The organism is Agrobacterium leguminum, from assembly GCF_005144435.2.
Classification (GTDB): domain Bacteria; phylum Pseudomonadota; class Alphaproteobacteria; order Rhizobiales; family Rhizobiaceae; genus Agrobacterium; species Agrobacterium leguminum.
On sequence record NZ_CP120212.1, the window covers coordinates 12,791 to 36,741 of the forward strand.

22 protein-coding genes are annotated in these 23,951 nt (G+C 61.2%); 7 read left to right on the top strand and 15 right to left on the bottom strand.

Going from position 1 to position 23,951, the window contains the following annotated elements; all coding sequences use genetic code 11:
* The first annotated feature begins 175 nt into the window (after nt 1–175).
* The gene (locus CFBP4996_RS14600; protein ID WP_137396252.1) at nt 176–1,069 is read left to right on the top strand and encodes a hypothetical protein; all 894 of its coding nucleotides are present in this window, start codon (nt 176–178) and stop codon (nt 1,067–1,069) included.
* On the opposite strand, the gene CFBP4996_RS14605 is transcribed toward CFBP4996_RS14600, so the two are convergent.
* From CFBP4996_RS14605 to CFBP4996_RS14630, 6 genes are all read right to left on the bottom strand, one after another.
* Nucleotides 961–1,764, bottom strand: coding sequence for an aspartate/glutamate racemase family protein (locus CFBP4996_RS14605; RefSeq protein ID WP_080854764.1), 804 nt, complete (start codon nt 1,762–1,764; stop codon nt 961–963). The genes CFBP4996_RS14600 and CFBP4996_RS14605 overlap by 109 nt on opposite strands.
* Nucleotides 1,765–1,775: 11 nt before the next feature.
* Nucleotides 1,776–2,594, bottom strand: a complete 819-nt coding sequence (locus CFBP4996_RS14610; RefSeq protein WP_004432890.1) for an ABC transporter permease — start codon at nt 2,592–2,594, stop codon at nt 1,776–1,778.
* A 4-nt stretch (nt 2,595–2,598) separates the two neighbouring features.
* Nucleotides 2,599–3,510, bottom strand: coding sequence for an ABC transporter permease (locus CFBP4996_RS14615; protein ID WP_065656055.1), 912 nt, complete (start codon nt 3,508–3,510; stop codon nt 2,599–2,601).
* 69 nt (nt 3,511–3,579) lie between these two features.
* Nucleotides 3,580–4,869 carry an ABC transporter substrate-binding protein gene (locus tag CFBP4996_RS14620; protein ID WP_080854763.1) on the bottom strand — a complete coding sequence of 430 codons (1,290 nt, stop codon included), beginning with the start codon at nt 4,867–4,869 and terminating at the stop codon, nt 3,580–3,582.
* A 30-nt stretch (nt 4,870–4,899) separates the two neighbouring features.
* Nucleotides 4,900–5,985, bottom strand: a complete 1,086-nt coding sequence (locus CFBP4996_RS14625; protein WP_080854762.1) for an ABC transporter ATP-binding protein — start codon at nt 5,983–5,985, stop codon at nt 4,900–4,902.
* Nucleotides 5,986–6,166: 181 nt separating this feature from the next.
* Nucleotides 6,167–7,147, bottom strand: a complete 981-nt coding sequence (locus CFBP4996_RS14630; protein WP_080854761.1) for a 3'-5' exonuclease — start codon at nt 7,145–7,147, stop codon at nt 6,167–6,169.
* Nucleotides 7,148–7,337: 190 nt separating this feature from the next.
* Here CFBP4996_RS14630 and CFBP4996_RS14635 point away from each other — a divergent pair, with 190 nt between their 5' ends.
* Nucleotides 7,338–8,240, top strand: coding sequence for a hypothetical protein (locus tag CFBP4996_RS14635; protein ID WP_080854760.1), 903 nt, complete (start codon nt 7,338–7,340; stop codon nt 8,238–8,240).
* Between the two features lie 36 nt (nt 8,241–8,276).
* Here CFBP4996_RS14635 and CFBP4996_RS14640 read toward each other — a convergent pair whose 3' ends face one another.
* The 3 genes from CFBP4996_RS14640 to CFBP4996_RS14650 all read right to left on the bottom strand — a co-directional run bounded on the left by CFBP4996_RS14640 (nt 8,277) and on the right by CFBP4996_RS14650 (nt 11,867).
* Nucleotides 8,277–8,690 (bottom strand): hypothetical protein, encoded by a 414-nt coding sequence (locus tag CFBP4996_RS14640; RefSeq protein ID WP_080854759.1) that lies wholly within the window; start codon nt 8,688–8,690, stop codon nt 8,277–8,279.
* A 173-nt stretch (nt 8,691–8,863) separates the two neighbouring features.
* Nucleotides 8,864–9,757, bottom strand: a complete 894-nt coding sequence (locus tag CFBP4996_RS14645; protein ID WP_080854758.1) for a transglycosylase SLT domain-containing protein — start codon at nt 9,755–9,757, stop codon at nt 8,864–8,866.
* A 325-nt stretch (nt 9,758–10,082) separates the two neighbouring features.
* A complete protein-coding gene (locus CFBP4996_RS14650; protein ID WP_080854757.1) occupies nt 10,083–11,867 on the bottom strand; it encodes a methyl-accepting chemotaxis protein in 1,785 nt (594 codons plus the stop codon).
* Nucleotides 11,868–12,141: 274 nt separating this feature from the next.
* On the opposite strand from CFBP4996_RS14650, the gene CFBP4996_RS14655 reads away from it, so the two are divergent.
* The 5 genes from CFBP4996_RS14655 (at nt 12,142) to CFBP4996_RS14675 (ending at nt 17,239) form a co-directional block, all read left to right on the top strand.
* The gene (locus CFBP4996_RS14655) at nt 12,142–12,615 is read left to right on the top strand and encodes a VOC family protein (protein ID WP_059758729.1); all 474 of its coding nucleotides are present in this window, start codon (nt 12,142–12,144) and stop codon (nt 12,613–12,615) included.
* A gap of 260 nt (nt 12,616–12,875) precedes the next feature.
* Nucleotides 12,876–14,219, top strand: a complete 1,344-nt coding sequence (locus CFBP4996_RS14660; protein ID WP_080854756.1) for an extracellular solute-binding protein — start codon at nt 12,876–12,878, stop codon at nt 14,217–14,219.
* Nucleotides 14,220–14,301: 82 nt separating this feature from the next.
* On the top strand, nt 14,302–15,192 hold the full coding sequence (locus CFBP4996_RS14665; protein ID WP_080854755.1) for a carbohydrate ABC transporter permease: 891 nt from the start codon (nt 14,302–14,304) through the stop codon (nt 15,190–15,192).
* Between the two features lie 7 nt (nt 15,193–15,199).
* Entirely contained in the window at nt 15,200–16,084 is an 885-nt protein-coding gene (locus CFBP4996_RS14670) for an ABC transporter permease subunit (RefSeq protein WP_020811711.1), read from the top strand.
* A gap of 33 nt (nt 16,085–16,117) precedes the next feature.
* Nucleotides 16,118–17,239 (top strand): sn-glycerol-3-phosphate import ATP-binding protein UgpC, encoded by a 1,122-nt coding sequence (locus tag CFBP4996_RS14675; protein WP_080854754.1) that lies wholly within the window; start codon nt 16,118–16,120, stop codon nt 17,237–17,239.
* 339 nt (nt 17,240–17,578) lie between these two features.
* On the opposite strand, the gene CFBP4996_RS14680 is transcribed toward CFBP4996_RS14675, so the two are convergent.
* The 6 genes from CFBP4996_RS14680 to CFBP4996_RS14705 form a co-directional block, all read right to left on the bottom strand.
* Nucleotides 17,579–18,526, bottom strand: coding sequence for a LysR family transcriptional regulator (locus tag CFBP4996_RS14680; RefSeq protein WP_080854752.1), 948 nt, complete (start codon nt 18,524–18,526; stop codon nt 17,579–17,581).
* Between the two features lie 75 nt (nt 18,527–18,601).
* Nucleotides 18,602–20,110, bottom strand: a complete 1,509-nt coding sequence (locus CFBP4996_RS14685; protein WP_080854751.1) for a carboxylesterase/lipase family protein — start codon at nt 20,108–20,110, stop codon at nt 18,602–18,604.
* A gap of 1 nt (nt 20,111) precedes the next feature.
* Nucleotides 20,112–20,900, bottom strand: a complete 789-nt coding sequence (locus CFBP4996_RS14690; RefSeq protein WP_080854750.1) for an ABC transporter permease — start codon at nt 20,898–20,900, stop codon at nt 20,112–20,114.
* An 8-nt stretch (nt 20,901–20,908) separates the two neighbouring features.
* Nucleotides 20,909–21,784, bottom strand: a complete 876-nt coding sequence (locus tag CFBP4996_RS14695; protein WP_059757192.1) for an ABC transporter permease — start codon at nt 21,782–21,784, stop codon at nt 20,909–20,911.
* On the bottom strand, nt 21,784–22,839 hold the full coding sequence (locus CFBP4996_RS14700; protein WP_080854749.1) for an ABC transporter ATP-binding protein: 1,056 nt from the start codon (nt 22,837–22,839) through the stop codon (nt 21,784–21,786). Before CFBP4996_RS14700 ends, CFBP4996_RS14695 begins: the two co-directional genes overlap by 1 nt.
* Nucleotides 22,840–22,859: 20 nt before the next feature.
* Nucleotides 22,860–23,933, bottom strand: a complete 1,074-nt coding sequence (locus CFBP4996_RS14705) for an ABC transporter substrate-binding protein (protein ID WP_080854748.1) — start codon at nt 23,931–23,933, stop codon at nt 22,860–22,862.
* Nucleotides 23,934–23,951: the final 18 nt, after the last annotated feature.

Consider the following 23,951-nt stretch of genomic DNA (forward strand, 5'->3'; position numbering starts at 1 on the left):
TTTCGGCTGTCACGACTGCCCTGCGCGGCCGTCGCCAGCGAACAGAACTCACGTTTTCGAATTCGCCATAAAGTAGCGAAGAGCAAAAAACCACGGGAGAAAGGTATCCGGAAAAGCAGGCGCCCCAGCTTCAAAGACGCACCCGAAAAGGGACTTCGCCCGGCCTCGGCCGGACATGCTTCGAGAGAGGCTGGGCTTACTTGCGAACCGAATCCTGAACGACGATGCCTTCGGTGATGCCGTCGCCTATCTTTGCACCCACATATCGACAGCCTTCAAACAGGAGCAGCGCCTCATCCGCGCGCTCGGAGACTTCGGCGCATTCGCCACCGTCATGTGCGCCGTGGGCATCGCATCGGTCCATGGCGGGCAATTTACGCTGGCGGCGGTTCAGGCAGTCGTCGTTCCACCCGGCTGGGCATCCAGCCGCAGGACGCGCGCATTGATCGACTGGCTGGAGCTGGAAAATACCGCGCAGCGTCACCCGTCCGGCGACGATAACCGCGAGCGGCCATGGTCGCTAAACGGCTGGATTATCTCGGCAATCGAGACGCTTGCCAGCACCTATCGCATCGCGGCCTCGCCGTGGCAAACCCTCCCGGCAACGGAGACGCCTGCGGAGGAAGCCATCGGAACGGGCGTGCTTATCGACGGCGTGAGCTGGTTTCTACGGCACGCGCAGGATTTGCCTTTTCTCTCGGAGGAAATGCGGATGTTTCTTGGGCATGCGCCTGGTTTCCTGATCCTGTTGGACCTGCTGTCCGCCGCGAAGACAGATGCGTGCGATACGACGGGTTGCGTGTTCTCCCGCAAGGCGACGGCGCGCGCCTATGGGGTCAGCCGCGCCCATGTAACGGCCATACTCGCCAGGGCCGAGCGGTTGAACATCTTGCAAAGAAACGGAGCCAGAGTAGTTCTGAGCGACCTGGCATTGCAGAACGTCCAGCGCGATCTGGCCTATCAGCTCGCCTTCGTCGTTTTATGGGCGGAGGCGGTGAGAACGTCTCCGCCGTCTGCGGATGCCCCGGAGAGCCTGTCCGGCCGGAATGGCTCCAGCAAGCCGCGATAGGGCTTGGCAAGCGGCGTGGCATAAGCGCCGCGCTTGGCGGTGGACAACCCCATGGACACCAGCGATTCCGCCTGCTTGACGGCCGCCGCCACGCCATCGACAACCGGCACGCCGAACTCATCGCGCAGTTCGGCGGCAAGGTCCGCCATGCCGGCGCAACCGAGCACGATCGCCTCCGCCCTGTCCTCTTTCAGGGCCAGCGAGATTTCCGCGCGCAGCCTTTCACGAGCGTTCGAGGCGGGATCTTCCAGCGACAGAACCGGAATATCGGCGGCGCGCACATTGCAGCGGGCGGACATGCCATAACGATGGACGAGATGTTCCAGCGGCAGCCGCGAGCGTTCCATCGTCGTGACGATGGTGAATTTCTGGGCGATGAAGGCGGTGGCGGAAACCGCCGCCTCGCAGATGCCGATAACGGGAATATCGGCCAGGGCGCGGGCGGCATCGAGCCCGGTATCGTCGAAACAGGCGATGATCGCCGCGTCGGCTCCAAGCGCCGGCGCCTTTGCCAGCTCCAGCAGCAGGCCGGGCACGGCGAAAACCTCGTCGTAATAACCTTCGATGGAGACAGGCCCCATGGACGAGGTGACGGCCAGTATGTCCGTATCGCGGCCGGCTATCCGCGTCGCGGCGTCGGCAATGGTCGCGGTCATGGATTGCGTGGTGTTGGGATTGATGACGAGAATGCGCATTTTACGTTTCTTTATCCGCGCGAATGGCGGCGATTGAGCGTGACGATCAGGCCGAGCGTGGCCGCGATCACCAGGAAGGAAAACAGGGTTGTAACAGCACCGAGCGCATAAAGCACCGGCGTCGTGACATTGGTGGTCATGCCGTAGATTTCCAGCGGCAGCGTGTTGTAGGTGCCTGACGTCATCAATGTGCGAGCAAACTCGTCATAAGAAAGCGTGAAGCCGAAGAGGCCGACGCCGATCAGGCTGGGCGCGATCATCGGCAGCACCACATGGGCGAAGGTCTGCCACGAGGATGCCCCGAGATCGCGGGCCGCTTCCTCATAGGACGGCGAAAAACGGTTGAAGACGGCGAGCATGATGAGCACGCCGAAGGGCAGCGTCCAGGTGAGATGCGCACCGAAGGCGGACGTATACCATGACGGCTCCAGCCCGAGCTGCTGGAACAGAACGCCGATGCCGAGCGAAATGATGATCGACGGCACCACGAGGCTTGCGACCGACAGATAGAACAACGGCGTGGCACCGATGAATTTGCGCCGGAAGGCAAGGCCCGCCAGCAGCGAAACCAGCACGGTAACGGCCATGACCATCAGCCCGAGAGCGAAGGAACGGCGGAAGGAGCCGCCGAAATCGCCGACGGCCTGCTGTTCGAAGAGATTGCCGAACCAGTGCAGCGAAACGCCGTTCAGCGGGAAAGTCAGGCCGCCATTCGGCCCCTGAAAGGCGAGGATGAGGATGGCCGACAGCGGACCGTAAAGAAACAGCACGAAGAGGGCGAAAAAGAAGGCGAGGATGTAGAATTCGCGGCCGCGTTTTTCCTGATGCATGGGATCAAAGCTCCTTGCGGATATCGACGATGCGCAGGATGCCCGCGACCATCAGAAGAACGAGGATGAGCAGGATGACGGCGTTCGCAGCGGCGGCCGGATATTGCAGCAGCGACATCTGGTTCTTCATCATCAGCGCCACCGAGGCGCTCTGGCCGCCGGACATGACCTGAACGGTGGAGAAATCGGCCATGACCAGCGTGACGACGAAGATGCTGCCAATCGCCATGCCGGGCTTGGCAAGCGGAATGATGACGTTGCTGAGCGTCTGCCAGCCCGTCGCACCCGCATCACGCGCCGCCTCGATCAGCGATTTGTCGATGCGCATCAGCGTGTTGAAGATCGGCGTGACCATGAACAGCGTATAAAGATGCACCATGGCCAGCACCACGGCGAAATCCGAATAAAGCAGCCATTCGATCGGCTCGGGAATGATGCCGGTGCCGACCAGGGCGCTGTTGACGAGGCCGTTTCGCCCAAGCACCGGAATCCAGGAAATCATGCGGATGATATTCGACGTCAGGAAGGGCACGGTGCAGACGAGAAAGAGCACCATCTGCATGGTGGTGGTGCGGATGTGGAAGGCGAGGAAATATGCGACCCAGAAACCGCAGAACAGCGTGATCGCCCAGACCATGGCGGCATATTTCAGCGTGTTGAGATAGGTCTGCCAGGTGACCCAGGAGCCGAGCGTTTCCAGATAGTTGAACGTCACGAAATCCGGATACATCTGGGCGAAATCGTAATCCCAGAAGCTGACGACGGCGATCATGAGGATCGGCAGAGCCAGGAAAAAGCCGAGGATCAGCAAAAGCGGAGCGGCCTGAACATAGGACACGAGCTTTTGCGGCAGCGCGAAACTGCGGGGCGGCCTGTCCTTTTTGTCGCTGACGCCGATGAGTCTGACCGTCACCATCATGAAGCCTTTCGCTGTTTATGGGCAGGCACCGGCGACATTGACCGCCGGTGCCGTCTTTTCAGGACATCAGGCCGCGATGAATTCGTTCCAGCGGCGGACCATGTAGCGGTCCTCGTCCATGACGGAGTTCCAGCACGCGACCTTGCCCATGCGTTCCTCGAAGGAGCCGCCATCGCGCACCGCGCCGGCCTTTTCCATGACCTTGCCGTCGGGCGCGATGATATCGCCCTGCGCCGGCTTGCCTTCGACCCAGTAACCCCACTCGTCGGCGCTCATGTGCTCCTTGGCCGTTTCCATGGCGGCGGAATAATAACCCTGACGGTTGAGGTAAGCGCCGACCCAGCCCGAGGTGTACCAGTTGATATATTCATAGGCCGCATCGAGTTTCGCGCCCGAGAGGTGCTTGGCAAGCCCGAGACCGCCGCCCCAGGAGCGATAACCTTCTTTCAGCGGCTGGTATTTGCAGGCGATACCCTTGGAACGGACAGCGGCGACGGCGGGCGACCACATGGACTGGATGATGACTTCGCCCGAGGCCATGAGGTTGACGCTTTCGTCGAAGCTCTTCCAGAAGGCGCGGAACTGGCCGTCCTTCTTGGCCTTGATGAGGAAGTCGATGGTCTTGTCGATCTCCTCCTTGGTCATGTTGCCCTTGTCAGCATATTTGATGTTGCCCATGGCTTCCATGATCATCGCCGCATCCATGATGCCGATGGAGGGGATGTTGAGAATGGAGGTCTTGCCCTTGAACTTCGGGTCCATGATATCGGCCCAGCTGGAGATATCGCGGCCGACGAGATCGGGGCGAATGCCGAGCGTATCGGCATTGTAGATGGTCGGGACCATGGTGAAATAATCGGTCTCGCCCTTCGCAAATGTCTTGTCGCCGGGCTTTTCGACGAAACCGACGGTGTGCGGGGCCGTGCCCTGCGCCACGACGCTGTCCGGCTTCAGCTTGCCGTTTTTGAACAGCGGCACGATCTTGTCGTAATATTTCAGCTTCTTGATTTCCATCGGCTGGATGACGCCGGCCGGATAGACCTTCTTCAGGATCCAGTATTCGATATCGGCGATATCGTAGGAATTCGGCTGGGTGACGGCGCGCTGGGCGGCCGCATCCGAATCCGTCGCCGTCATTTCGAGCGTGATGCCGAGATCGGCCTTGCACTTTTCGGCAATGGCGTTGAGGTTCGACACACCGGTGCCGAATTGGCGGATGGTGATCGGGTTCTGCGCCCAGATGGTCGGGAAGCCGGTGATGAGGCCGGAGCCGATTGCGGCACCCGTGGCGGCTGCGCCCGCCTTCAGGAGGCCGCGGCGGGACAGGCCCTTTTTGCTGTTGCTGGTATCGGTCATTTCAAAGTTCTCCTCTGGTTATTTTTGGGGTCACTTCTCTACCCGGCCGAGCACGATGGCATCGGCCGCATTCCATGAAAGCGGTATGGCGTCTCCGGTCCTGACCGGGTTTTCGAAGAAGGCGGCATCGCTGAGGATGACGTTGAAATCCTCGATGCCCGCGCCGGTTACGGCGATCTTCACGCTTGCGCCGCGATATTCGACATTCGAGACGATGCCGGTGAAACCGAGGCCCGGCTGCTGCGCCTCCCCGACGCGGACGCGATCGGTGCGCACGGCGATATCGACCGCGCCGTCAGCCGGGGCGACGCCGCTTGCCGTGAAGGTGCCGCCGCCCGCCACTTCGAGCGTGACGAGATCATCCGTTTTTTCCCGGTAACGCCCGGAAATGACATTGTGGTCGCCCATGAAGCGGGCAACGAAGGCGGTGGCGGGATGCTCGAACACCTCGCGCGGGGTGGCCGCCTGTTCGATGCGGCCGTCATTCATGACGACGATGATATCGGCCAGCGCCATGGCCTCTTCCTGGCTATGGGTGACGTGAACGAAGGTGATGCCGAGCGAGGTCTGCAACTTCTTCAGCTCGGCGCGCATGCGGATCTTGAGGAACGGATCGAGCGCCGAAAGCGGCTCGTCCAGCAGCAGCGCCTCGGGATCGGTAATCAGCGCACGCGCCAGCGCCACGCGCTGCTGCTGCCCGCCGGAAAGCTGGGCCGGACGGCGGCTGGCATAGGGTTCGAGCTGCATCAGCCGCAGCATTTCGAGCGCCTTCGCCCGGCGGCTTTCCTTGTCCACGCCCTTCATCTTGAGGCTGAAGGCGACATTGTCGACGAGATCGAGATGCGGAAACAGCGCATAGGACTGGAACATCATCGCCGTACCGCGCCGGGCGGGCGGCAGATCGGTGACGACTGTATTGCCGAGCCGGACATCGCCGCTGGAGATGCTTTCGTGGCCGGCAATCATCCGCAATGTCGAGGTCTTGCCGCAGCCCGACGGGCCGAGCAGGCAGCAATAACTCCCGGCCGGAATCTTCAGGCTTATCGCATGCACGGCGGTGGTGTTGCCGTAAATCTTGGATACGGACGCGATGTCGATTGCTGCGGCTTTGCTCATAAACACTCTCCTGCGACGTCTTTGTCATGCAGGAGGCGTGCCAATCGGCTTAGCCATTGATGTAAAATGATATTTTTCTGCGCTCCGGAAAGCCTTGCGCGGACCTGCCCAATTTTACAGCGATTGTTTTCGATTCATTGCAGAAATTGTATGCAATCTGAAACCCGGAATGTCCCGCGCTTCACCCGGCCTTGAACCGGTCGAAAGCGGTGAGATATTTGACCGTGGGATCGGCGTCCCAGCGGTAGATTTCGGTCCGCAGGAAATGCAGTTCCTCTTCGAGCTTTTCCTCCGGCAGCTCCACCCACCAGGATTTCGGCCGGCCATCGGAACCGTCCGACCAGCGATAGCCCCGCTTTTTCAGATGATCCTTCATGTCGAACGGGCTGTTTTCCGCGTAGAGGCGCACCCTTGAGCGCCGGCTTGCCTCATGGAGTTCGGCAAAGGGCGTGCTGCTCTGGCCGGGGCGCGTCTGCTCCAGCACCTCCAGCAGCGCGAAACAATCGTCCACCGCGCGATGGCCATCGTGGAAATAGCCGGATTGGCCGATCAGATAACCGAGTTTGTTGCCCTCGAAACCACGCGCGCGCCAGTCTATTTCCGAAACGGAGCAGGCCCACGCCTTGTCGCGGAAGATCGGCGAGAAGGCCTCGCAAAAGGGGCGGTCGAAACCCGCATTGTGGGCGATGATCAGATCGGCATGGGCAATGAGGGAGGTCAGCCGGTCCATGTCTATCGACTGTCCCGCGACCATCTCGTCGGTGATCCCGGTCAGGCGGGTGATTTCTTCGGGAATGGCGATACCCGGCTGCTGCAAGCCGCCATAGATGCCGGTGACATCGCCGATTGTGCCGTTATCGTCGAATGTGAAGGCGATGACGCCGATTTCGATGATCTCGTCGGTGCGATGGTCGAGACCCGTCGTTTCCGTGTCGAGGATCACGCCCTGACGGGCGAATTCCGGCCTTGGCCGATCGACGACAGCGCGCGGCTGCAGCCGGCGCAGGACACGATAATTACCGGTGGATTCAAGATGTGCGGCAAGCGCCTCATCGTCCGCACCGGTCTTTTGGGCCGTTTCGCGACCACCGGCTTTTCGCCCTCTTTCAGCCTGCGGAAGCCGCGCTGCCGCGGGTGCGAAAAAATCCAACTGGGAGGTCATTATGCGCCTGTCCGCCTTGCCCGGAAATCAAGATTGAGTATTCAAACATATGCGCACAGGCTCACAGTAACAACAGCGGTCGCTCTCATCCACAGAAACGGCATATCTCACGGGGTACAGTTAAGGGTTGCGGCTTCAATTTACGATGGTAAAAAAAGCGCACCGTTCCCGTGTTCAGGAGAGAAGAAGAATGCCGCTTCCATCGCCTTCCAACCCGAAAACGCTCGCTGACCAGAGCCGGCTGAAACTGTTTCCGCTACAAAGCGGGCCGCATTTCGCCAATGCAGGCCTCACCAACGGGGCGAGCGGCATTGTCTTTACGGGCTATACGCGCGATGCGAGCCCCGACAACGAGGCCTTCTCCTGCTGCGGCAGTTACACCCTGCGCAATTCCGTCCACGCCGCGATTGCCGGTACGACAAGCGACAATTGCACGGTCTTTGCCCTGAAGAGCATCATCAACCAGCGCCCGTGCCTCGCGGTCGGGAAATTCGACCCGGATGGCAAGCCGCTGGCATTGTCGAAGTCGGAATTCGAAGAGGTCACCAAACCCCTGTTCCAGTTCGCGGACAAGGTTTCGCCGATCCTCGGTAGCGAACCGGCGCCGGGTATCCAGATCCGCAGCGGCGACGCTTCCTATAATTATCAGGTGGACGCACGCAGCGGCCGCTTCCGCTTCACCTATAAGGACGCCATGAACGGCGGTCGTTTCGGACCTTCGGCCGACGGCAATTTTTCCCTGGAACATGACGGCCATCGGCTCGCCAGAATAAGCGCCGGCGGCAGCTATAGCAGCTCGGACAATTCGATTGCCGCCTCGGCCTATCGCGACATCGAATCCCGCGGTTTCGAAACAACGGTGCGCAGCGGCCAGGCTTCCGCCATGTTCGGAAGAACCTACACGGAAAACGCCATTACCCGCAAAATCGGCGTCGGTTACGGCGACACCTCGTTCCGGCGCGAGGATACGCCGGGAGGAACGATCAAGGAAACCCTTGGGCACAAGCTGGACAAGGTCACGCTTGAAGTCTCCCGCACGCGTGACCGGGCGAAGGGCACCGAATATATGCTGACCATCAAGATGGAGCTTTGAGGCTTCGGCAAGCGGAGCGGCCGCGACAGCGGTTCCTCAGGAAACCTGCCTGTCGAGAAGGTTTTCGCAATTGGCCGGATTGCCGATGATCTCGCTCGTCCTGACGATGGAGGCGGCATCCGCGGTTATCTTGATGATGCAGTCGCGGCGATGCTCCTTGATCTTCATGCCCTCGGTTTCCGAGACCTGCGCCTGCCCGTCGACGGTCTTGACTTCGCGCCTGTTGCTGAGGCCGGCATAGGTCTCCCTATCGACTTTCAGCCAGTAGGATTCGGTTTCGCCGTTTTCGATGATGACCTTGTTCGGGCGGCCGAGTCGGGCGATTGCGGCCTCGCGCGGTTGCCCCACGAAACCTGCGACAGTGCGGGAAATCTCCGTCTCGCCGGCGCTGGTGCACGCCGCAACGACGACCAGCACGGCCGCCAGACATCCTCTTTCAAGCCATCTCATTTCCAGATCATTCCCTACAAAACGTCACCGGCCCCGATTGTCGGCCAGCGTCCGGGGGCAAATCTAGGCACGATCATTTTGCACGGAAAGATGGAACGGCCGCAAAGCCGATCAACTTCTTATGATCAGCCCTGTCGCGGGAAGCCGATTTACCGGTCCGGCGCGCGCCGCTTTTACCTGTTGCGGAACACGGTGCAGGGAACGCCCGCGCGCCGGATATCGCCACAAAGCGCATTGGCTTCGGCTCTGGTTTCCCGGCCGATGCGGGCTGCATAACGCGGCCGCGAACCGAAATTGCCGCCCCGCTGCCGCACGATCAAAGCCCGCTCGGCATTTAGCGGCTCCGAAAGCTGCAGGATCGCCCGGGTGAAAAGCCGGTTCGCCACGGCCGGATTATAATGCGCCGCAAGCTGCACGCCCCAGGGCGCCCAGTCGGCCGATGCAATGAGAACGGGATCGTTCATGGTGCGGGTGTCGGCGAGACGCACGCAGGCATCGAGAAAGGAACGGTTGTCATCCAGCGCCGGCGCCGCCTTTTCCGGCGGATTGTCCTTCCATGTCTCCACCGGATAACCGGTTATCGCGAACACATAATCGCGGGTTTCGGTGGGCAGGCGGCCGTTGGCGATGAAGTTCCGCAAGCCCGCCTCCCCCGCATTGTAAGCTGCGGCGGCAAGGCCGAAATTGCCGAACTGCACGTTCAATTCGGAAAGATATCGGGAAGACGCCTCAAGCGCGGCGATGATGTTGAAACTGTCTTCGAGACCGCGCAACCGGGCCGTACCCGGCATGAACTGGGCAATGCCCTCCGCCCCCTTCGGACTGACCGCATTGGGCCGGAACAGGCTTTCCCGCCAGATCAGCCGGGCGAAATAATCCGGCGGAACGGCATGGCGGGCGGCGAGCACCTCGATGGCATGGCAAAGATCGTTATTGTAACTGCCGGCATTGATGCACAGGTCCGGCGCGACATCATGGGTATAAGCGCAGGCGGCTTTTTCCCCGGCGGGCTCTTCGGCTTGCGCCGCGCCGAAGGCTGCGGTCAGCAGACACAGGGCAAGAGCCATGCGGCTTGTCGATATCCCTGCCAAACGAAAGTCCCCGAAAACTCCAGACGCGATGTGCCGATTATCGGCCAATCCGGAAGATATGCCCAGCTTTCCGGCTTGTCATCACGTATCGAACATCGAATGGACTGGCGTGATAGGATGGGGCGAGGACGGCGGGCAGCCCCTTTCAAGTCAGTAATGGAGGGCCAATATTCTCTCGGCGTCATCCTCGGCCCTGTGCCGAGGATCTAATCACGTCGAATAAAATCAATACGTTGCAAATCCTCGGGACAGGCCCGAGGATGACGTCGGCGTGATTGGCTCGGCTTGCTGAGGCCTCACTCTAGAAGTCCTGCCACTCCTCATGCTTGACGGCAACCGCAGCGGAACCGCGCGCCGCAAGCGGGCGGGATGCGCTGCGATGCGAGGGCACCGGTGCGGATTGCTGCTCGAATCCGCCGCGCACAGAGGCGGAGGAGCGCGGAGCGTCCTCGAACCGGAATTGCCCGAGAAGCTCGAACAGGGCCGCCGCTTCCCGCGCAAGGCTGTGGCTTGCGGCGGTCTGCTCCTCGACCATGGCGGCGTTCTGCTGGGTGCCCTGATCGACGGTGTTGACCGCCTGATTGATTTCCGCAAGCGCCGTGGACTGTTCGCGCGCGGCATCGACAATCGCCACGACATTGGTGTTGATATCCCGCACCTGCTCGGCGATTTCCTGCAGGGCCGAACCCGCCCGGGTGACGAGGCCGACGCCGTTTTCCACCTGCGCGCCGGAGGCATTGATCAGGCTCTTGATTTCCTTGGCGGCCGTTGCGGAACGCTGCGCGAGTTCGCGAACCTCCTGCGCAACCACGGCAAAACCCTTGCCCGCCTCACCGGCCCGGGCGGCTTCCACGCCTGCATTCAATGCCAGAAGATTGGTCTGGAAGGCGATTTCGTCGATCACGCCGATAATGTTGGAAATCTCGCGCGATGATTTTTCGATCTGGTCCATGGCGCCGATCGCATCGCGCACCACCTGGCCCGAATGTTCCGCATGGTCACGGGCACGGGCGACGATCTTGCCGGCCTCTTCGGCGCGGCGGCTCGAATCGTTGACGGCGGTGGTGATTTCTTCGAGCGCTGCTGCCGTTTCCTCGATGGAGGCGGCCTGCTGCTCCGTGCGTCTGGCGAGATCGTCGGCAGCGGACCTGATCTCGTTGGAACCGGACGAAATGGCGCCGGCATTTTCAGACACCAGCGTCATGGCCCTTTTCAGCTTTTCCGAAGCCGCGTTGAAATCCGTGCGCAATCTTTCAAGCGAGGGGATGAAAGGTTTGTCGATGCTCTGGGCAAGATCGCCCTCGGCCAGATCGGTGAGGCACTGCGCCAGCTTTTCGACGTTTTCGACGCGGCCGGTCACGTCGGTCGCGAATTTGACGACCTTGAACACCTTGCCGTTGAGATCGAAGATCGGGTTATAGGACGCCTGAATGAAGACCTTGCGGCCGCCCTTGCCAAGCCGCATGAACTCGTCCGCCACGAGATCGCCGCCGGCCAGCCTTTCCCAGAACTGCTTATATTGCGGCGACTGCGTATAGGCCGGTTCGCAGAACATGGAATGGTGCCTGCCCTGCACTTCCGCCAGCGAATAACCGAGAGCGGCGAGAAAATTCTCGTTTGCGGTCAAAACCTCGCCGTTCGGAGAGAATTCGATGATGGCCTGCGCCCGTGACAGGGCGTCGATCTTGCCCGCATCTTCCGCCGCCTTCAGCTTGCGGTCGGTAATATCGGTGGCGATCTTGACCACCTTCACCGGCTTGCCGCGACGAAACACCGGATTGTAGGACGCCTCGATCCAGACTTCCCGGCCGCCCTTGCCGATACGCTTATATTGCCGCTGATCGAACTGGCCGGCCGAAAGCTTGGACCAGAAGGCCTTGTAATCCTGCGAGGACACGACCGCAGGCTCCACGAACATGCTGTGGTGCCTGCCGACGATTTCCGAAAGCTCATAACCGAGCGCCCGACAGAAATTCTCGTTGGCGGTGAGAATCTTGCCCGAAAGGTCGAATTCAATGATGGCCTGGGATTTGGAAAGCGCGGCGAGAACCGCGAAAGCATTGGCACCACGATCAAGAATACTCACGCGCGTTTCTCCGATGGAAAGGGATGATTCCTATTCAAAATCATTCGTGAATATTATGATTACATTATTAAATAATATTTAAGGATAAAGTTGATGTTCGTCATCTGAAGTTGCAGATACCGTGGCAATGTGTTGCCTGCCGGTTTTTTCTCGCCGCCGTTTTTTTGGGAACGTTCGGCGCATGGTCGCATTCTATACCGAATGGGGAACCGGCAATGGCCGGCGAATTTCCGCGCCGGCGCGACGACGATTTCAATTTGAGAGGAACACACAAATGGAAAAGAACACGATCTGTATCTGGTACGACAAGGATGCCGAGGCCGCGGCCAGATTTTATGCCGAAACCTTTCCCGATAGCGCGGTAACCGGCGTTCACCATGCGCCGAGCGACTATCCCTCCGGCAAGAAGGGAGATGTACTGACGGTGCAGTTCACCGTCGCGGGCGTTTCCTGCATCGGCCTCAATGGCGGACCGGTCTTCAAGCAGAGCGAGGCTTTCTCGTTCCAGATATCGACCGAAGACCAGGAAGAAACCGACCGTTACTGGAACGCCATCGTCGGCAATGGCGGGCAGGAAAGCGCCTGCGGCTGGTGCAAGGACAAATGGGGCGTTTCCTGGCAGATCACGCCGCGCGTGCTGATGGACGCCATGGCGGCCGGCGGCGCGGAGGCCAAACGCGCCTTCGACGCGATGATGGACATGAAGAAAATCGACGTCGCCGCCATCGAGGCTGCACGTCGCGGTTGACTGGCGAAAGCTGTTCAGCAGCAAGTAGCGAGACGAGCCGAAAACAGGAAGCTACTGATAAATAATCATAAATTCCGGTTTTCCGTATTTATCGCACTTTTTTCGCCGCGCAGAATGGGCTGCGCGGCCAGTCATCATAAAACGTTCAACAAACTGTAAGCGATCCGTCAAAGACGGCTGTTAGCAGAGCCCGTGGCTACGTGCCGGGGACATGAGGTCCTTGCCGAGCAGGCCATCATTCCATCAACGGGGCTCAACTCATGAAATCTTCCGCTCTGACTTCCTTCGTGGCCGGCGTCGCCATCGCCGCCGCCTTCGGCGCCACCGCCGCCCAGGCAGAAAAGACCAAGTTCGAATTCTGGTACGGCCTTTCCGGCGATCTCGGCGACCGCGTCCAGGAAACCTGCAAGAAGTTCAACGACTCCCAGGCCGAATTCGAGATCGTCTGTACCTCGCAGAACGATTACGAATCCACCCTGCAGAACACCATTGCCGCCTATCGCGCCAAGAAGCAGCCCGCCATCACCCAGATTTATGACGCCGGCACGCTGGACATGATGCTGTCCAAGGCTTTCGTTCCCGCCAAGAAGCTGATGGCCGACAATGGCTACAAGATCGACTGGAACAATTATTTCCCCGGCATCGCCAATTATTACGCCACGGCCGCCGGTGAGCTGAACTCGTTCCCCTACAACTCCTCCACCGCTGTCTTCTATTACAATGTCGACGCTTTCGAAAAAGCCGGAATCACCTTCAAGCCCGACACCTGGGAACAGGTTGAAGAAGCTTCCAAGAAGCTGAAGGCCGCCGGTTTCGAATGCCCGCTCGCCTTCAACTTCGACACCTGGATGCTGATGGAGCAGTTCTCCGCCATCCACAACCAGCCCATCGCCACCAAGGCCAACGGCTATCAGGGTCTCGACGCGGAACTGACGATCAACAAGACCAAGTTCGTCGATCAGGTCAAGTTCTTCAAGAAGATGCAGGACGAGAAGCTGTTCGTCGTCAAGACCAAGCAGCTCGGCATGGACATCCTGCCCGCCTTCACCTCGCAGACCTGCCAGATGTTCATGTCCTCGATCGCCAGCCACGGCACCGTCGGCAAGTCCATGCCGGAAGGCGTCAAGTGGGACGTCGCCATGCTCCCGATCTGGAAGGGCACGGAGCGTCACAACTCGCTGGTCGGCGGCGCTTCGCTGTGGGTCATGGCCGGTCGTCCGGACGCCGAATACAAGGGTGCTGCCGCATTCCTGAACTTCATCGCCCAGCCTGACATGGTTGAGTGGTGGTCGACCGTCACCGGCTACATCCCGGTTACCAAGACCGGCTTCGACGCCATGAAGGCCAACGGTTTTTACGACAAGGCTCCCTATAAGGGCCGCGAAAAGGCCATCGAAAGCCTGACCTTTACGCCGCCTTCCGAATATACCCGCGGCATTCGCCTCGGCGGTTTCACGCAGATCCGCAAGGAAGTCGCCACCTCGCTCGAAGCCATCTTCATGCAGAACGCCGATGTGCAGGCCGAACTCGACAAGGCCGTCGAGCGCGCCAACACCGGCCTGCGCCGTTTCGAAAAGACCTATGAAGGCGCCAAGCTGAACTAAGCGCGCTTTCATCGCCGTCAAAGGCCTGTCCGGACAGTCGTTCGGGCAGGCCCGCCGAAATCTCGAACCCTGCCGGACTCCAATGGAAAAGCGTACCGTCTTCAAAAGCACATGGCTGCCTGTGCTCTTCGCCCTGCCGCAGTTTCTGCTTATCCTTCTGTTCTTCTATTGGCCGGTCGCGGCGGTGTTGAACTGGGCATTCACCCTGGAGCCGCCCTTCGGCGGCCAGGCGGAATTTGTCGGTTTAGCCAATTTCATCGAAACCTTCGGCGATCCGCTTTATTGGCAGTCGATCCTCACCAGCCTGATCTTTGCGGTCGCCGGTCCGTTTTTCGCGATCCTCATCGGCCTCGTGCTCGCTCTTGCGGTCGATCGCCAGCTTCCCGGCTCCGGCTTTTTCCGGGTGCTTTATATCCTGCCCTATGCGATTGCCGGTCCCGCCGCCGGCATGGCCTTCCGCTTCATTCTGTCGCCGGAACGCGGCATCGCCGCATCGCTGAATTCCTGGTGGCCCGATATCTGGAACCCGGCCAAATACGGCGAGCACGCGCTCATCCTCGTCGTCGTCATCTTCATCTGGAAATGGGCGGGCTACACCTTCATCTTCCTGTTCGCCGGCCTGCAATCCGTACCGCGTTCGCTGACGGAGGCCGCCGCCATGGACGGTTCCGGGCCCATTCGCCGCGCCATCGACATTCAGGTGCCGCTGCTGGCCCCGACCCTGTTCTTCCTCACCGTCATCATGATGACCGAGGGTTTCGTCGGCGCCGATACGTTCGGCATCGTCGCCTCCACCACCGAGGGCGGCCCCAACCACGCCACCGAAGTGATGGTCTACCGCATCGTCAGCGAGGCCTTCGAGGGGCTGAACTATTCCGGCGCCTCGGCGCAGAGCCTCGTCCTCATCGGCCTCATCATGGTCTTCACCTTCATCCAGTTCCGCTTCGTCGAGCGGCAAGTCCATTACAAGTGAGGCGGCGATGATCCAGCGCACACCCTATGCCGACGCCCTGACCTATGCGATCATGGTGGCCGGCTTCTTCCTGCTCATCGGCCCCTTCATCGTCGTCATTTCCGGCGCCAGCCAGTCGGTCCAGCAGGTCAACAGCGTCCCCTTCAACTTCATGCCGCAGGGCGAATTCTTCACCAATGCGCAAGCGGCCTGGCAACGCGCCAATCTCGGCAACGCCCTCCTCAACAGCATGATCATGGCGACGCTGGTGACCATCGGCAAGGTGGCCCTTTCGGCCTTCACCGCCTTCGCCATCGTGTTCTTCCGCTCGCCGCTAAGACACCTGTTCTTCTGGACGGTGTTCATCACCCTGATGCTGCCGCTCGAAGTGCGCGTGGTGCCGACCTATTCCGTCGCCGCCGATCTTTTCCAGCCGTTCCGCTCCATCCTCGGCCTGTTCGGCATCGAGGTCACCTTGGAATGGAACCTGCTGAACTCCTATGCCGGCCTTACCCTGCCGCTGATCGCCACCGCCACCGGCACCTTTCTCTACCGGCAGTTCTTCATGACGATCCCGGACGAGCTGGCGGAGGCCGCGCGCATGGACGGGTCGGGCGCGGCGCGTTTCTTCGTGGACATGCTGCTGCCGCTGTCGCGCACCAACATGCTGGCGCTCACCACCATCATGTTCGTTTATGCCTGGAACCAGTATCTGTGGCCGCTCCTTATGGTCACCGATCCGTCCTACAAGACGGTAATGATGTCGCTGCGCGCGCTTCTGCCCGCCGATGACGGCACGCCGGACTGGAACGTCACGCTGGCCGGTTCCCTCATCATCATCCTGCCGCCGCTTCTCGTCGTGGCCTTCCTGCAACGCTGGTTCGTCCGCGGCCTCGTCTCGTCCGACAAGTAACAGCGCGGCTTTCAACAACAAGGTTTTCCCATCATGGCTCAGATCGATATCCGTCAGGTCCGCAAATCCTATGGCAAGACGCCCACCCTGCACGGCGTGGACCTCACTTTCGACTCCGGCGAATTCGTCGTCATCCTCGGCCCGTCGGGCTGCGGCAAATCCACGCTTCTGCGCATGATCGCCGGTCTGGAGGACATCACCTCCGGCGAGATCGCCATTGGCGGGCGGGTGGTCAACACGCTGGAACCGCGCGAGCGCGGCTGCGCCATGGTGTTCCAGAACTACGCGCTTTACCCGCATATGTCGGTCGCCGGCAACATCGGCTATGCGCTGAAGGTCGCCGGCGTTCCGAAGGCCGAACGCCAGCGCCGCATCGAGGAGACCGCAAAGATCGTCGGCCTTTCCGATTATCTGGAGCGCAAGCCCGCGGCCCTTTCCGGCGGCCAGCGCCAGCGCGTCGCCATGGCCCGCGCCATCATCCGCGAACCTGCGGTGTTTCTCTTCGACGAGCCGCTCTCCAACCTCGACGCCAAGCTGCGCGTGACCATGCGCGCCGAAATCCGCAAGCTGCACCAGCGCCTCTCCGCCACATCCATCTTCGTCACCCACGATCAGGTGGAGGCCATGACGCTGGCCGACCGGCTGGTGGTGATGAACAAGGGCAATGTCGAGCAGGTCGGCCATCCGCTGGATATCTATCACCGCCCGGCCAGCACCTTCGTGGCCTCCTTCATCGGCTCGCCTGCCATGAACCTGTTCAGCACGAGGGTGGAGGTGGAATCCCCCGCCGTGATGCTGCATGGCACGCCCGTAAAGCTCTTCCCCGAAACCGCGCTGGAACTGCGCGGCCGCGACGTAACCGTCGGCATCCGCCCGGAACAGTGCGTGGTCAGTACGGATGGCGCCGGCGTGCCGGCGGTCGTGGATTTCGTCGAAGAACTGGGCTCGGGCCGCATCGTCCATGCCGATATCGCCGGCGAGACCTTCTCCGCCGCCATCGGCGAGGACCTTTCGGTAAAACCCGGCCAGCGCATCCACCTTGATCTCCCCGCCGCCCACCTTCATTTCTTCGATCCGGCCACCGGAAAACGGATCGAAACCGAGGGCGCCGTCGAAACCACCCGCATCGGCAACGAGAAATTGCTGGCGGTCTAGAAGATTTCCCGTGAACGGGGGTTCGCGGGGGAGTGCACTGGCCTGCTGTTTTAACGCATTGTCCGGACGTGAAAGCGATTTCGCTTTTTACTCAAAAATGCTCCGGCGGCCGCGCAAGGCGCGTCCGCTGGAGTCTCGGATATAGTCCGCCGCACGGGATCGGATGGGGCCGGGCCGAGTCCGGCCGGATTTGGGAACACTATACTATAGGCGGCGGCTTGCGGCTTGCGGCTTGCGGCTTGCGGCTTGCGGCTTGCGGCTTGCGGCTTGCGGCTTGCGGCTTGCGGCTTGCGGCTTGCGGCTTGCGGCTTGCGGAACGCACAAATTACATCAGGAAATTCAATCAAAATTTTGAATTTGCGATATTTTATCGTAAACAATCGCCTGGGGAATATCCGACACCAGCCGTCTTGCCGTGGCCACAAGCTGCTCCACCTCGAAGATGACCGGCCGGCCGGCCGCCGTCACGAGGCCCCACTGGAACGGGATGTGGAACGAGAGCGGTATGACGCGGACACCCTCCACCGGCAAGCCCCAGAGGGTGATCGATTCGACGATTGCGACACCGAGACCCATGCGCGCCAGCGAAAGCGAAACATAGGTTGCATTGCTGTCGATAACGGAGGAAAGGTCGACGCCGAGGCTGGAAAGCACATCGTTGATCCGCATGCGCAGGCGGAAGGGGTTTGCCGAAGCGATGAGCCGGTTTCCGGCAAGGTCTTCGGCGGAGATGACCGCTTTCCGGGCGAGCGGATGATCTTCCGCCACCACGGCCACGCACGGCACCTCCCCCAGCCAGTGAATGTCGACGCCGGGATTGTCGAGCGGAAGGCTGACGGCGCCGAGATCCGCCGTGCCTGCCATCACTGCCTGCACGACATTTTCCGAAGAAATGCTCTGGAGATGCACGTGATCGGGAAACCGGTCGGCCGGCAGGGCGGCGAGCGCCCGTGGCAGGAGGCTTGCAGCAATGGCCGGAATGGAAGCGACCTCGATGGCCGTGCGGCGCGCGGCGTGAATGCGCCTTGCGCTTTCGCCGATCGTTCTGAGACCGCCGAGGAACAGTTCCGCCTGCGCAAAAAAGGCCACCCCCTTTTCGGTTGGCGTGATGCGGGGGCCATTGCGGTGCAACAGCGCAAAGCCGATTTCACCCTCAAGGTCCTGAATGAGGCGTGTCACAACGGGTTGAGACTTGCCCAGCGCCTTGGCCGCGCCGGTGATGCTGCCGATAGACACCACGGCCACGAAAGCCTCGAGCTGCCGCGTATCGAGATAGTCAGACGCCATTTTCCACTCCGCCCCAAGACCTGTGTTCAAGGCCTGTGTTCAAGACCTGTGTTTCTGCCTCATCGTCACCAAGCGCTATACCGGCCCGCAATCCTCATGGCCAGCCGGCAGCCAAAGCGCCTCGCGCCCGTCGAAAGGATCGGGAGTAGCGCCAAACCCGGCAGGGGCCGCCCGCAGAACCATTGGTTTTTCCGCATGATATAACGGCCACTCACCATTCGGGGCACGGGGCCGCTCGTCCTTTATGAAGGAGGCCCACAGATCGTGGATCGCTCTTGCGAAGCCCGCATCCGCCACCCGCTGACGCTCGGGCAGTTCGCGGCCATTCGAACCATCGCGATACCAGACCGAGCCGACCTCCGCCCCGTGCGGCGCACCCAGCTCATCGGCCTCCAGCGGGCCGTAGAGATATTTATAGACCGGATTGAAACGGGCATGCAGCCTGGCGAAACGCATCGCCGGAAGCTGGAAGACGAGATCGCCGGCAACCGCGCGCCAGATGCCGCGCGGGCTGTGGCTCGGCAGCGCCCTGCGATAACGCTCGACAATAAGGGAGCCGGTGAGGCCACGCGGCAGAACCCGCTCATGCAGCAATTCCGCACAAAGCGCGAGATCCATTTTCGGCTGCGCCGTCGCATGGGTCACATATTCGCCCGTCGTGCAGCCGATCATCATCGGCACGGCGGCGGTGCGGCCTTCGCGCGCGGCAGTTTCCGGATGTTCCGGCAGGCTTACCCCATCGATGACCGGGACGAAGGGCACGCCGAGCATCGAGGCTGCGCCGTCGCGGACGAAATCATGCTGCTCATAGGACTGGTTGCAGAGATCGCGCTGAATTTCGAGCAGCCGGTGAATGGGCAGGGCTGCAAGCGAAGCCTCATCGGCATTTGCAGCCTCCAGAAACCGGCGCGTCAGTTTGGCGGCATCCTCCATCGAGGCGATGCCCGTGCTTGCGCCGCTCTGCGGCATGGCCCGGTGGAAAAGCCCCTGCGCGCCCGGCATGGCCATCAGCGCCGCAACGGCAAAGCCGCCCGCCGAGCGCCCGGCCAGCGTCACCCGGTCCGGGTCGCCACCGAAGGCGGCAATATTGTCACGCACCCATTCCAGTGCGGCGACAAGATCAAGCAGACCGCGATTGTCGGGCCTGCCTTCAAGATGGAGGAAACCGAGCGCGCCAAGGCGATAATTGACTGTGACCTCAACGATGCCGCTTGCCGCGAAAGCGCCGCTCTGCAGCACCGGTTCATTGGCGGAACCGACCGCGTAGCCGCCGCCATGGATCCAGAACAGCACCGGCGCCCTGCCCGCCGGATCGGGCGTGCGGATATTGACGGTGAGGAAATCCTCGCCGAAGGCCAGTTTCGAGGTCGCGGCGGTGCCCACCGGGCCGTAAGTGGGAATTTGCGGGCAGACGGGGCCAAGCCGGGTGGCGTCCCGCGCGCCCTGCCATGGCGACACGGGCTGCGGCGCTTCGAAGCGGCGCTCGGGCGTGACGGGCGCGGCATAGGGCACACCGAGAAAGGTGTGAATTCCGTTTTCCAGACTGCCCTGCAATGTACCGGCTGCCACTTTCACCATCGTCATGTCACAGCACCTTGCGCAGCCCGATCAACCGCTCGACCGCCACCACGACGATGACCGAAATCAGGATGAGGATAACGGACAGAGCAGCAATCTGCGGATCGGTGGAATATTCCAGATAGTGATAGATTTCGGTCGGCAGCGTCGAGGATTTGACCGAGACGATGAAGAGCGAGATCGTCGCCTCATCGAAAGAAATCAGAAAGGCGATGACCGCACCGGCGATGAGGCCGGGCCGGACCAGCGGCAGGGTGATGCGCCACAGCACCATGGCGGGCGATGCGCCGTGAACGCGCGCCGCCTCCTCGACACGGCGATCCACCGCCATCAGGCTCATGGTGATGGTGCGCACCGTATAGGGCGTGGTGATGCCGAGATGCGCGAGGAAAATGCCGGTATAACTATCCAGCAGGCCAAGCGGCCCGAGCACCAGCATCACGCCGACAGCGAGCACGATATGCGGCACGAGGAAGGGTGCGAGGATGAGGAAGTTGATCGCGCCCTTACCGCGGAATTCGTGCCGTGAGAGCGCCAGCGAAAGAAGCAGCCCCGCGAAGATCGAGACGAAACCGACAAGAAGACCGATGCCGAGGCTGCGCCAGAAGGCGGAGATGAATTTGGCATTGGCGAAAACCTTGGCATAGGAGCCGAAGGACAGGCTTTCCGGGGGAAAAGCCAGATATTGCCGCGTATCGAAGGAAATAATCAGGACGACGATGATCGGCGCCAGAAGGAACAGGTAAAGCAGTGTCAGCAGAAGCGCGTGGGCGAGACGTCCGAATTTCGCATCCATGGCCGGCCTCACGTCTCAAGCGCGCGCATGGCGCGCTGGTAAATCACGATCACGCTGCCGAACAGCACGAGCAGCAGCACCGAAAGTGCAGCCGCCAGCGGCCAGTTCAGCGTCACCGTCGCTTCGTTATAAACCTCCGTGCCGATGACGAAGACGCGGCCGCCGCCCATCAGGCGCGGTGTGACGAAGGAGGAAATCGCCAGCACGAAAACGAGAAGCGCTGCGGTGAGAACGCCGGGCAGCGAAAGCGGCAGCACGATGCGGGTGAACACGCGCAGGCGGTTTGCGCCGAGCATCGCGGCGGCTTCCTCCAGCTGCGTGTTCAACCGGCCGAAACCGCTCAGCATCGCCAGGATCGCATAGGGCATCAGGATTTCGATCAGCGCGACGGTCGCGCCGAAATAATTATTGGTGAGCCGTATGACACCATCCGTCAGCCCGGAGGATTGCAGCGCCGTGTTGATGACGCCCCGATCCCCCAGAATGACCATCCAGCCATAGGTACGCACCACCGAGGAGGTGAGAAGCGGCGCGACGGCAAGCGCTGTCAGCACCCCGCGCCAGCGGCTTTGGGTGCGGGCGAGGAAAAGCGCGATGGGATAGGAAAGAACGACCGCGAAAATGGCGACATTCACCCCGAGATAAAGCGTGTTCCAGGCGATCTTCCAGTAAAACGGGTCGAACAGCACGGTCCTGTAGGATTCGAGCGTCCAATCGCCGCCGCGAAGGGCGGCCATGGACGAGGAGGCGAAGGAGGCGCGCACCAGCCAGATGAGCGGCAACAGAAACGTCGTCAGCAGTGCGACGAGGCCCGGCAGAAGCAGGAGAAGCAAAACGCCGCGATGCGACGTGCCGCCGCCGGAAGCATGGCTTGCCGCCGCCATCAGGCCGCCTCCCCGATCAGCGTCACATCCTCCGGCGCAACCGACAGCGTCACGCGCTCGCCCTTTTCCGGCAAAGCGGCGGCATGGGTGGGCAGATCGGCCTGCAGGCGATGATCGCCCGCACGCACGCCGAGCGTCAGCATCTGCCCGCGATAGGTGACGTGCTCGACAATGCCGGAGAAAGCATTGACGCCATCGCCAAGCAGAAAGCGGTGCGGGCGGACCAGAAACCGTGCTTTCTGGCCGACCGGGACAACGCCCGAGAAATGCAGGAAGCCGAGACCGGGAATCTCCGCCCGCCCAGGCGCAACCACGGTGCCTGTAAGGAACGAGCCGGCGCCGATGAAGGAAGCGACGAAATCCGTTTTCGGCCGGTCGAAAATCTCGCGCGGCGTGCCGATCTGCTCCAGCCGGCCTTCGGACATGACCGCTAGCCGGTCGGCCATGGACAGGGCTTCATCCTGATCGTGGGTGACGAAAATGCTGGTGACGCCGGTGCGGTTCTGGATATCGCGGATTTCATCGCGCATCTCGTCGCGCAGCTTGGCATCGAGATTGGAAAGCGGCTCATCGAACAGCAGCAGAGCGGGTTCGATGACGAGAGAGCGGGCAATCGCCGCCCGCTGCTGCTGGCCGCCGGAAAGCTGGGAGACGCGCCTTTCGCCGAAGCCGGAAAGCTTGACCAGATCGAGCGCCTTCGCCACCCGCTCCTTGCGCTCGGACTTCGCAATGCCGCGCATTTCCAGCCCGAAGGCGATGTTTTCGGCGACATTCATATGCGGAAACAGGGCATAGGCCTGAAAGACCATGCCCATATTGCGCCGGTGGACCGGGGTTGCGGAAATATCGCGACCATCCAGGCGGATTTCACCCGAGGTTACCGGGATGAGGCCGGCGATCATGCGCAGGATCGTCGTCTTGCCGCAGCCGGAAGGCCCCAGCAGCGCCAGCATTTCCCCGCGCGGCAGGGAGAGGCTGACGTGATCCACGGAGGGCTTGAGGGCGCCCGGATAGGTCTTCACGAGATTGTCGATCTCGACATGATGATCGGCCATGGCGTCCTCTGCTTCCTGTCTCAATTCGCCGCGATGACTTCGCGGTTGATCCGCTGTATCCATGCCGAATATTTGTCCGCCACGAAGTTCCAGTCGAGGGAAGACTGCGCGGCCTGGGCCTCCTTGCTGCCATAGATGCGGGCGGCAACGGGTTCGCTGAGCGCAACCTTGCTGTTGACCGGACCGTAGAAGCTCTTTTCGGCGAAGGTCGCCTGCGCCTCGGCGCTCAGCGCATAATTGACGAAGAGTTCGGCGGCCTCTTTGTTGGCGGAGCCTTCGACCAGACCGATCGTGTTCGTCTGGCCGATGGAGCCTTCCTTTGGCAGGGCGATCCCGATCTTGCCGCCCTGCGTGTCGTGCAGATATTGTGCGCGGCCGTTCCAGCAGACGGAGAGATCGACTTCGCCGCTCTGCACCACCGCATAACAATCCGGTGCGGGTTCGAAGGTCGAGACGCTCGGCGCGACCTCCTTCAGGAAATCGATGGCCGGATCGATGGAGGTCTTGTAGTCGCCGCCCTTCAGCTTGGTGAGGATCGGCAGCAGAATGACGCCGCGCGTATCGGAAAGCTTGGCGGCGATCTTTCCCTTGTATTTCGGATCGGCGAGATCGGCCCAGCTTGTCGGCGGCTCCTTCACCGCGTCGGTATTGTAGAGAATGGCGAGATTGTCCTGCGAGAAGGCAACGGCGCGGTCGCCATCGATGCGCGCCCATTCCGGCTGTTCGGCAAGGTTCGGCACCTTGGCGGCATCGAGCCTGGTGAACAGCTCTTCCTTGTTCGCCTTGATCGCCACCGAAACGTCGATCAGGGCGACATCGACCTTCGGCTCAGCGCGCTGAAGGGTGAGAAGCGCCAGCGTTTCGGCCGAATTCTTGCTCTGCTGATAATTCACCTCGATGCCCGGATGTTTGGCCTTGAAGGCGTCGATGATGAATTTCTGGTAGTTATCCGCAAAGACGCCGGAGAAGCCGACGATGTTGACGGTGCCCTTCGTCGCATCCTGTGCGAAGACGGTTCCCGAGAGCGATGCGATCCCGGCGGCAACGATGCCGACGACGAGAGCGGCCTTGCGGCGCTGATGAGCATTTTTCATTTCAGTTGCCTCCGTTTG

What these genes read in the sequence shown, in the direction of transcription:
- CFBP4996_RS14600 (WP_137396252.1), top strand. Translation starts at nt 176, where the DNA reads ATGCTTCGAGAGAGGCTGGGCTTACTTGCGAACCGAATCCTGAACGAC.
- CFBP4996_RS14605 (WP_080854764.1), bottom strand. Translation starts at nt 1,764, where the DNA reads ATGCGCATTCTCGTCATCAATCCCAACACCACGCAATCCATGACCGCG.
- CFBP4996_RS14610 (WP_004432890.1), bottom strand. Translation starts at nt 2,594, where the DNA reads ATGCATCAGGAAAAACGCGGCCGCGAATTCTACATCCTCGCCTTCTTT.
- CFBP4996_RS14615 (WP_065656055.1), bottom strand. Translation starts at nt 3,510, where the DNA reads ATGGTGACGGTCAGACTCATCGGCGTCAGCGACAAAAAGGACAGGCCG.
- CFBP4996_RS14620 (WP_080854763.1), bottom strand. Translation starts at nt 4,869, where the DNA reads ATGACCGATACCAGCAACAGCAAAAAGGGCCTGTCCCGCCGCGGCCTC.
- CFBP4996_RS14625 (WP_080854762.1), bottom strand. Translation starts at nt 5,985, where the DNA reads ATGAGCAAAGCCGCAGCAATCGACATCGCGTCCGTATCCAAGATTTAC.
- CFBP4996_RS14630 (WP_080854761.1), bottom strand. Translation starts at nt 7,147, where the DNA reads ATGACCTCCCAGTTGGATTTTTTCGCACCCGCGGCAGCGCGGCTTCCG.
- CFBP4996_RS14635 (WP_080854760.1), top strand. Translation starts at nt 7,338, where the DNA reads ATGCCGCTTCCATCGCCTTCCAACCCGAAAACGCTCGCTGACCAGAGC.
- CFBP4996_RS14640 (WP_080854759.1), bottom strand. Translation starts at nt 8,690, where the DNA reads ATGAGATGGCTTGAAAGAGGATGTCTGGCGGCCGTGCTGGTCGTCGTT.
- CFBP4996_RS14645 (WP_080854758.1), bottom strand. Translation starts at nt 9,757, where the DNA reads ATGGCTCTTGCCCTGTGTCTGCTGACCGCAGCCTTCGGCGCGGCGCAA.
- CFBP4996_RS14655 (WP_059758729.1), top strand. Translation starts at nt 12,142, where the DNA reads ATGGAAAAGAACACGATCTGTATCTGGTACGACAAGGATGCCGAGGCC.
- CFBP4996_RS14660 (WP_080854756.1), top strand. Translation starts at nt 12,876, where the DNA reads ATGAAATCTTCCGCTCTGACTTCCTTCGTGGCCGGCGTCGCCATCGCC.
- CFBP4996_RS14665 (WP_080854755.1), top strand. Translation starts at nt 14,302, where the DNA reads ATGGAAAAGCGTACCGTCTTCAAAAGCACATGGCTGCCTGTGCTCTTC.
- CFBP4996_RS14670 (WP_020811711.1), top strand. Translation starts at nt 15,200, where the DNA reads ATGATCCAGCGCACACCCTATGCCGACGCCCTGACCTATGCGATCATG.
- CFBP4996_RS14675 (WP_080854754.1), top strand. Translation starts at nt 16,118, where the DNA reads ATGGCTCAGATCGATATCCGTCAGGTCCGCAAATCCTATGGCAAGACG.
- CFBP4996_RS14680 (WP_080854752.1), bottom strand. Translation starts at nt 18,526, where the DNA reads ATGGCGTCTGACTATCTCGATACGCGGCAGCTCGAGGCTTTCGTGGCC.
- CFBP4996_RS14685 (WP_080854751.1), bottom strand. Translation starts at nt 20,110, where the DNA reads ATGACGATGGTGAAAGTGGCAGCCGGTACATTGCAGGGCAGTCTGGAA.
- CFBP4996_RS14690 (WP_080854750.1), bottom strand. Translation starts at nt 20,900, where the DNA reads ATGGATGCGAAATTCGGACGTCTCGCCCACGCGCTTCTGCTGACACTG.
- CFBP4996_RS14695 (WP_059757192.1), bottom strand. Translation starts at nt 21,784, where the DNA reads ATGGCGGCGGCAAGCCATGCTTCCGGCGGCGGCACGTCGCATCGCGGC.
- CFBP4996_RS14700 (WP_080854749.1), bottom strand. Translation starts at nt 22,839, where the DNA reads ATGGCCGATCATCATGTCGAGATCGACAATCTCGTGAAGACCTATCCG.
- CFBP4996_RS14705 (WP_080854748.1), bottom strand. Translation starts at nt 23,933, where the DNA reads ATGAAAAATGCTCATCAGCGCCGCAAGGCCGCTCTCGTCGTCGGCATC.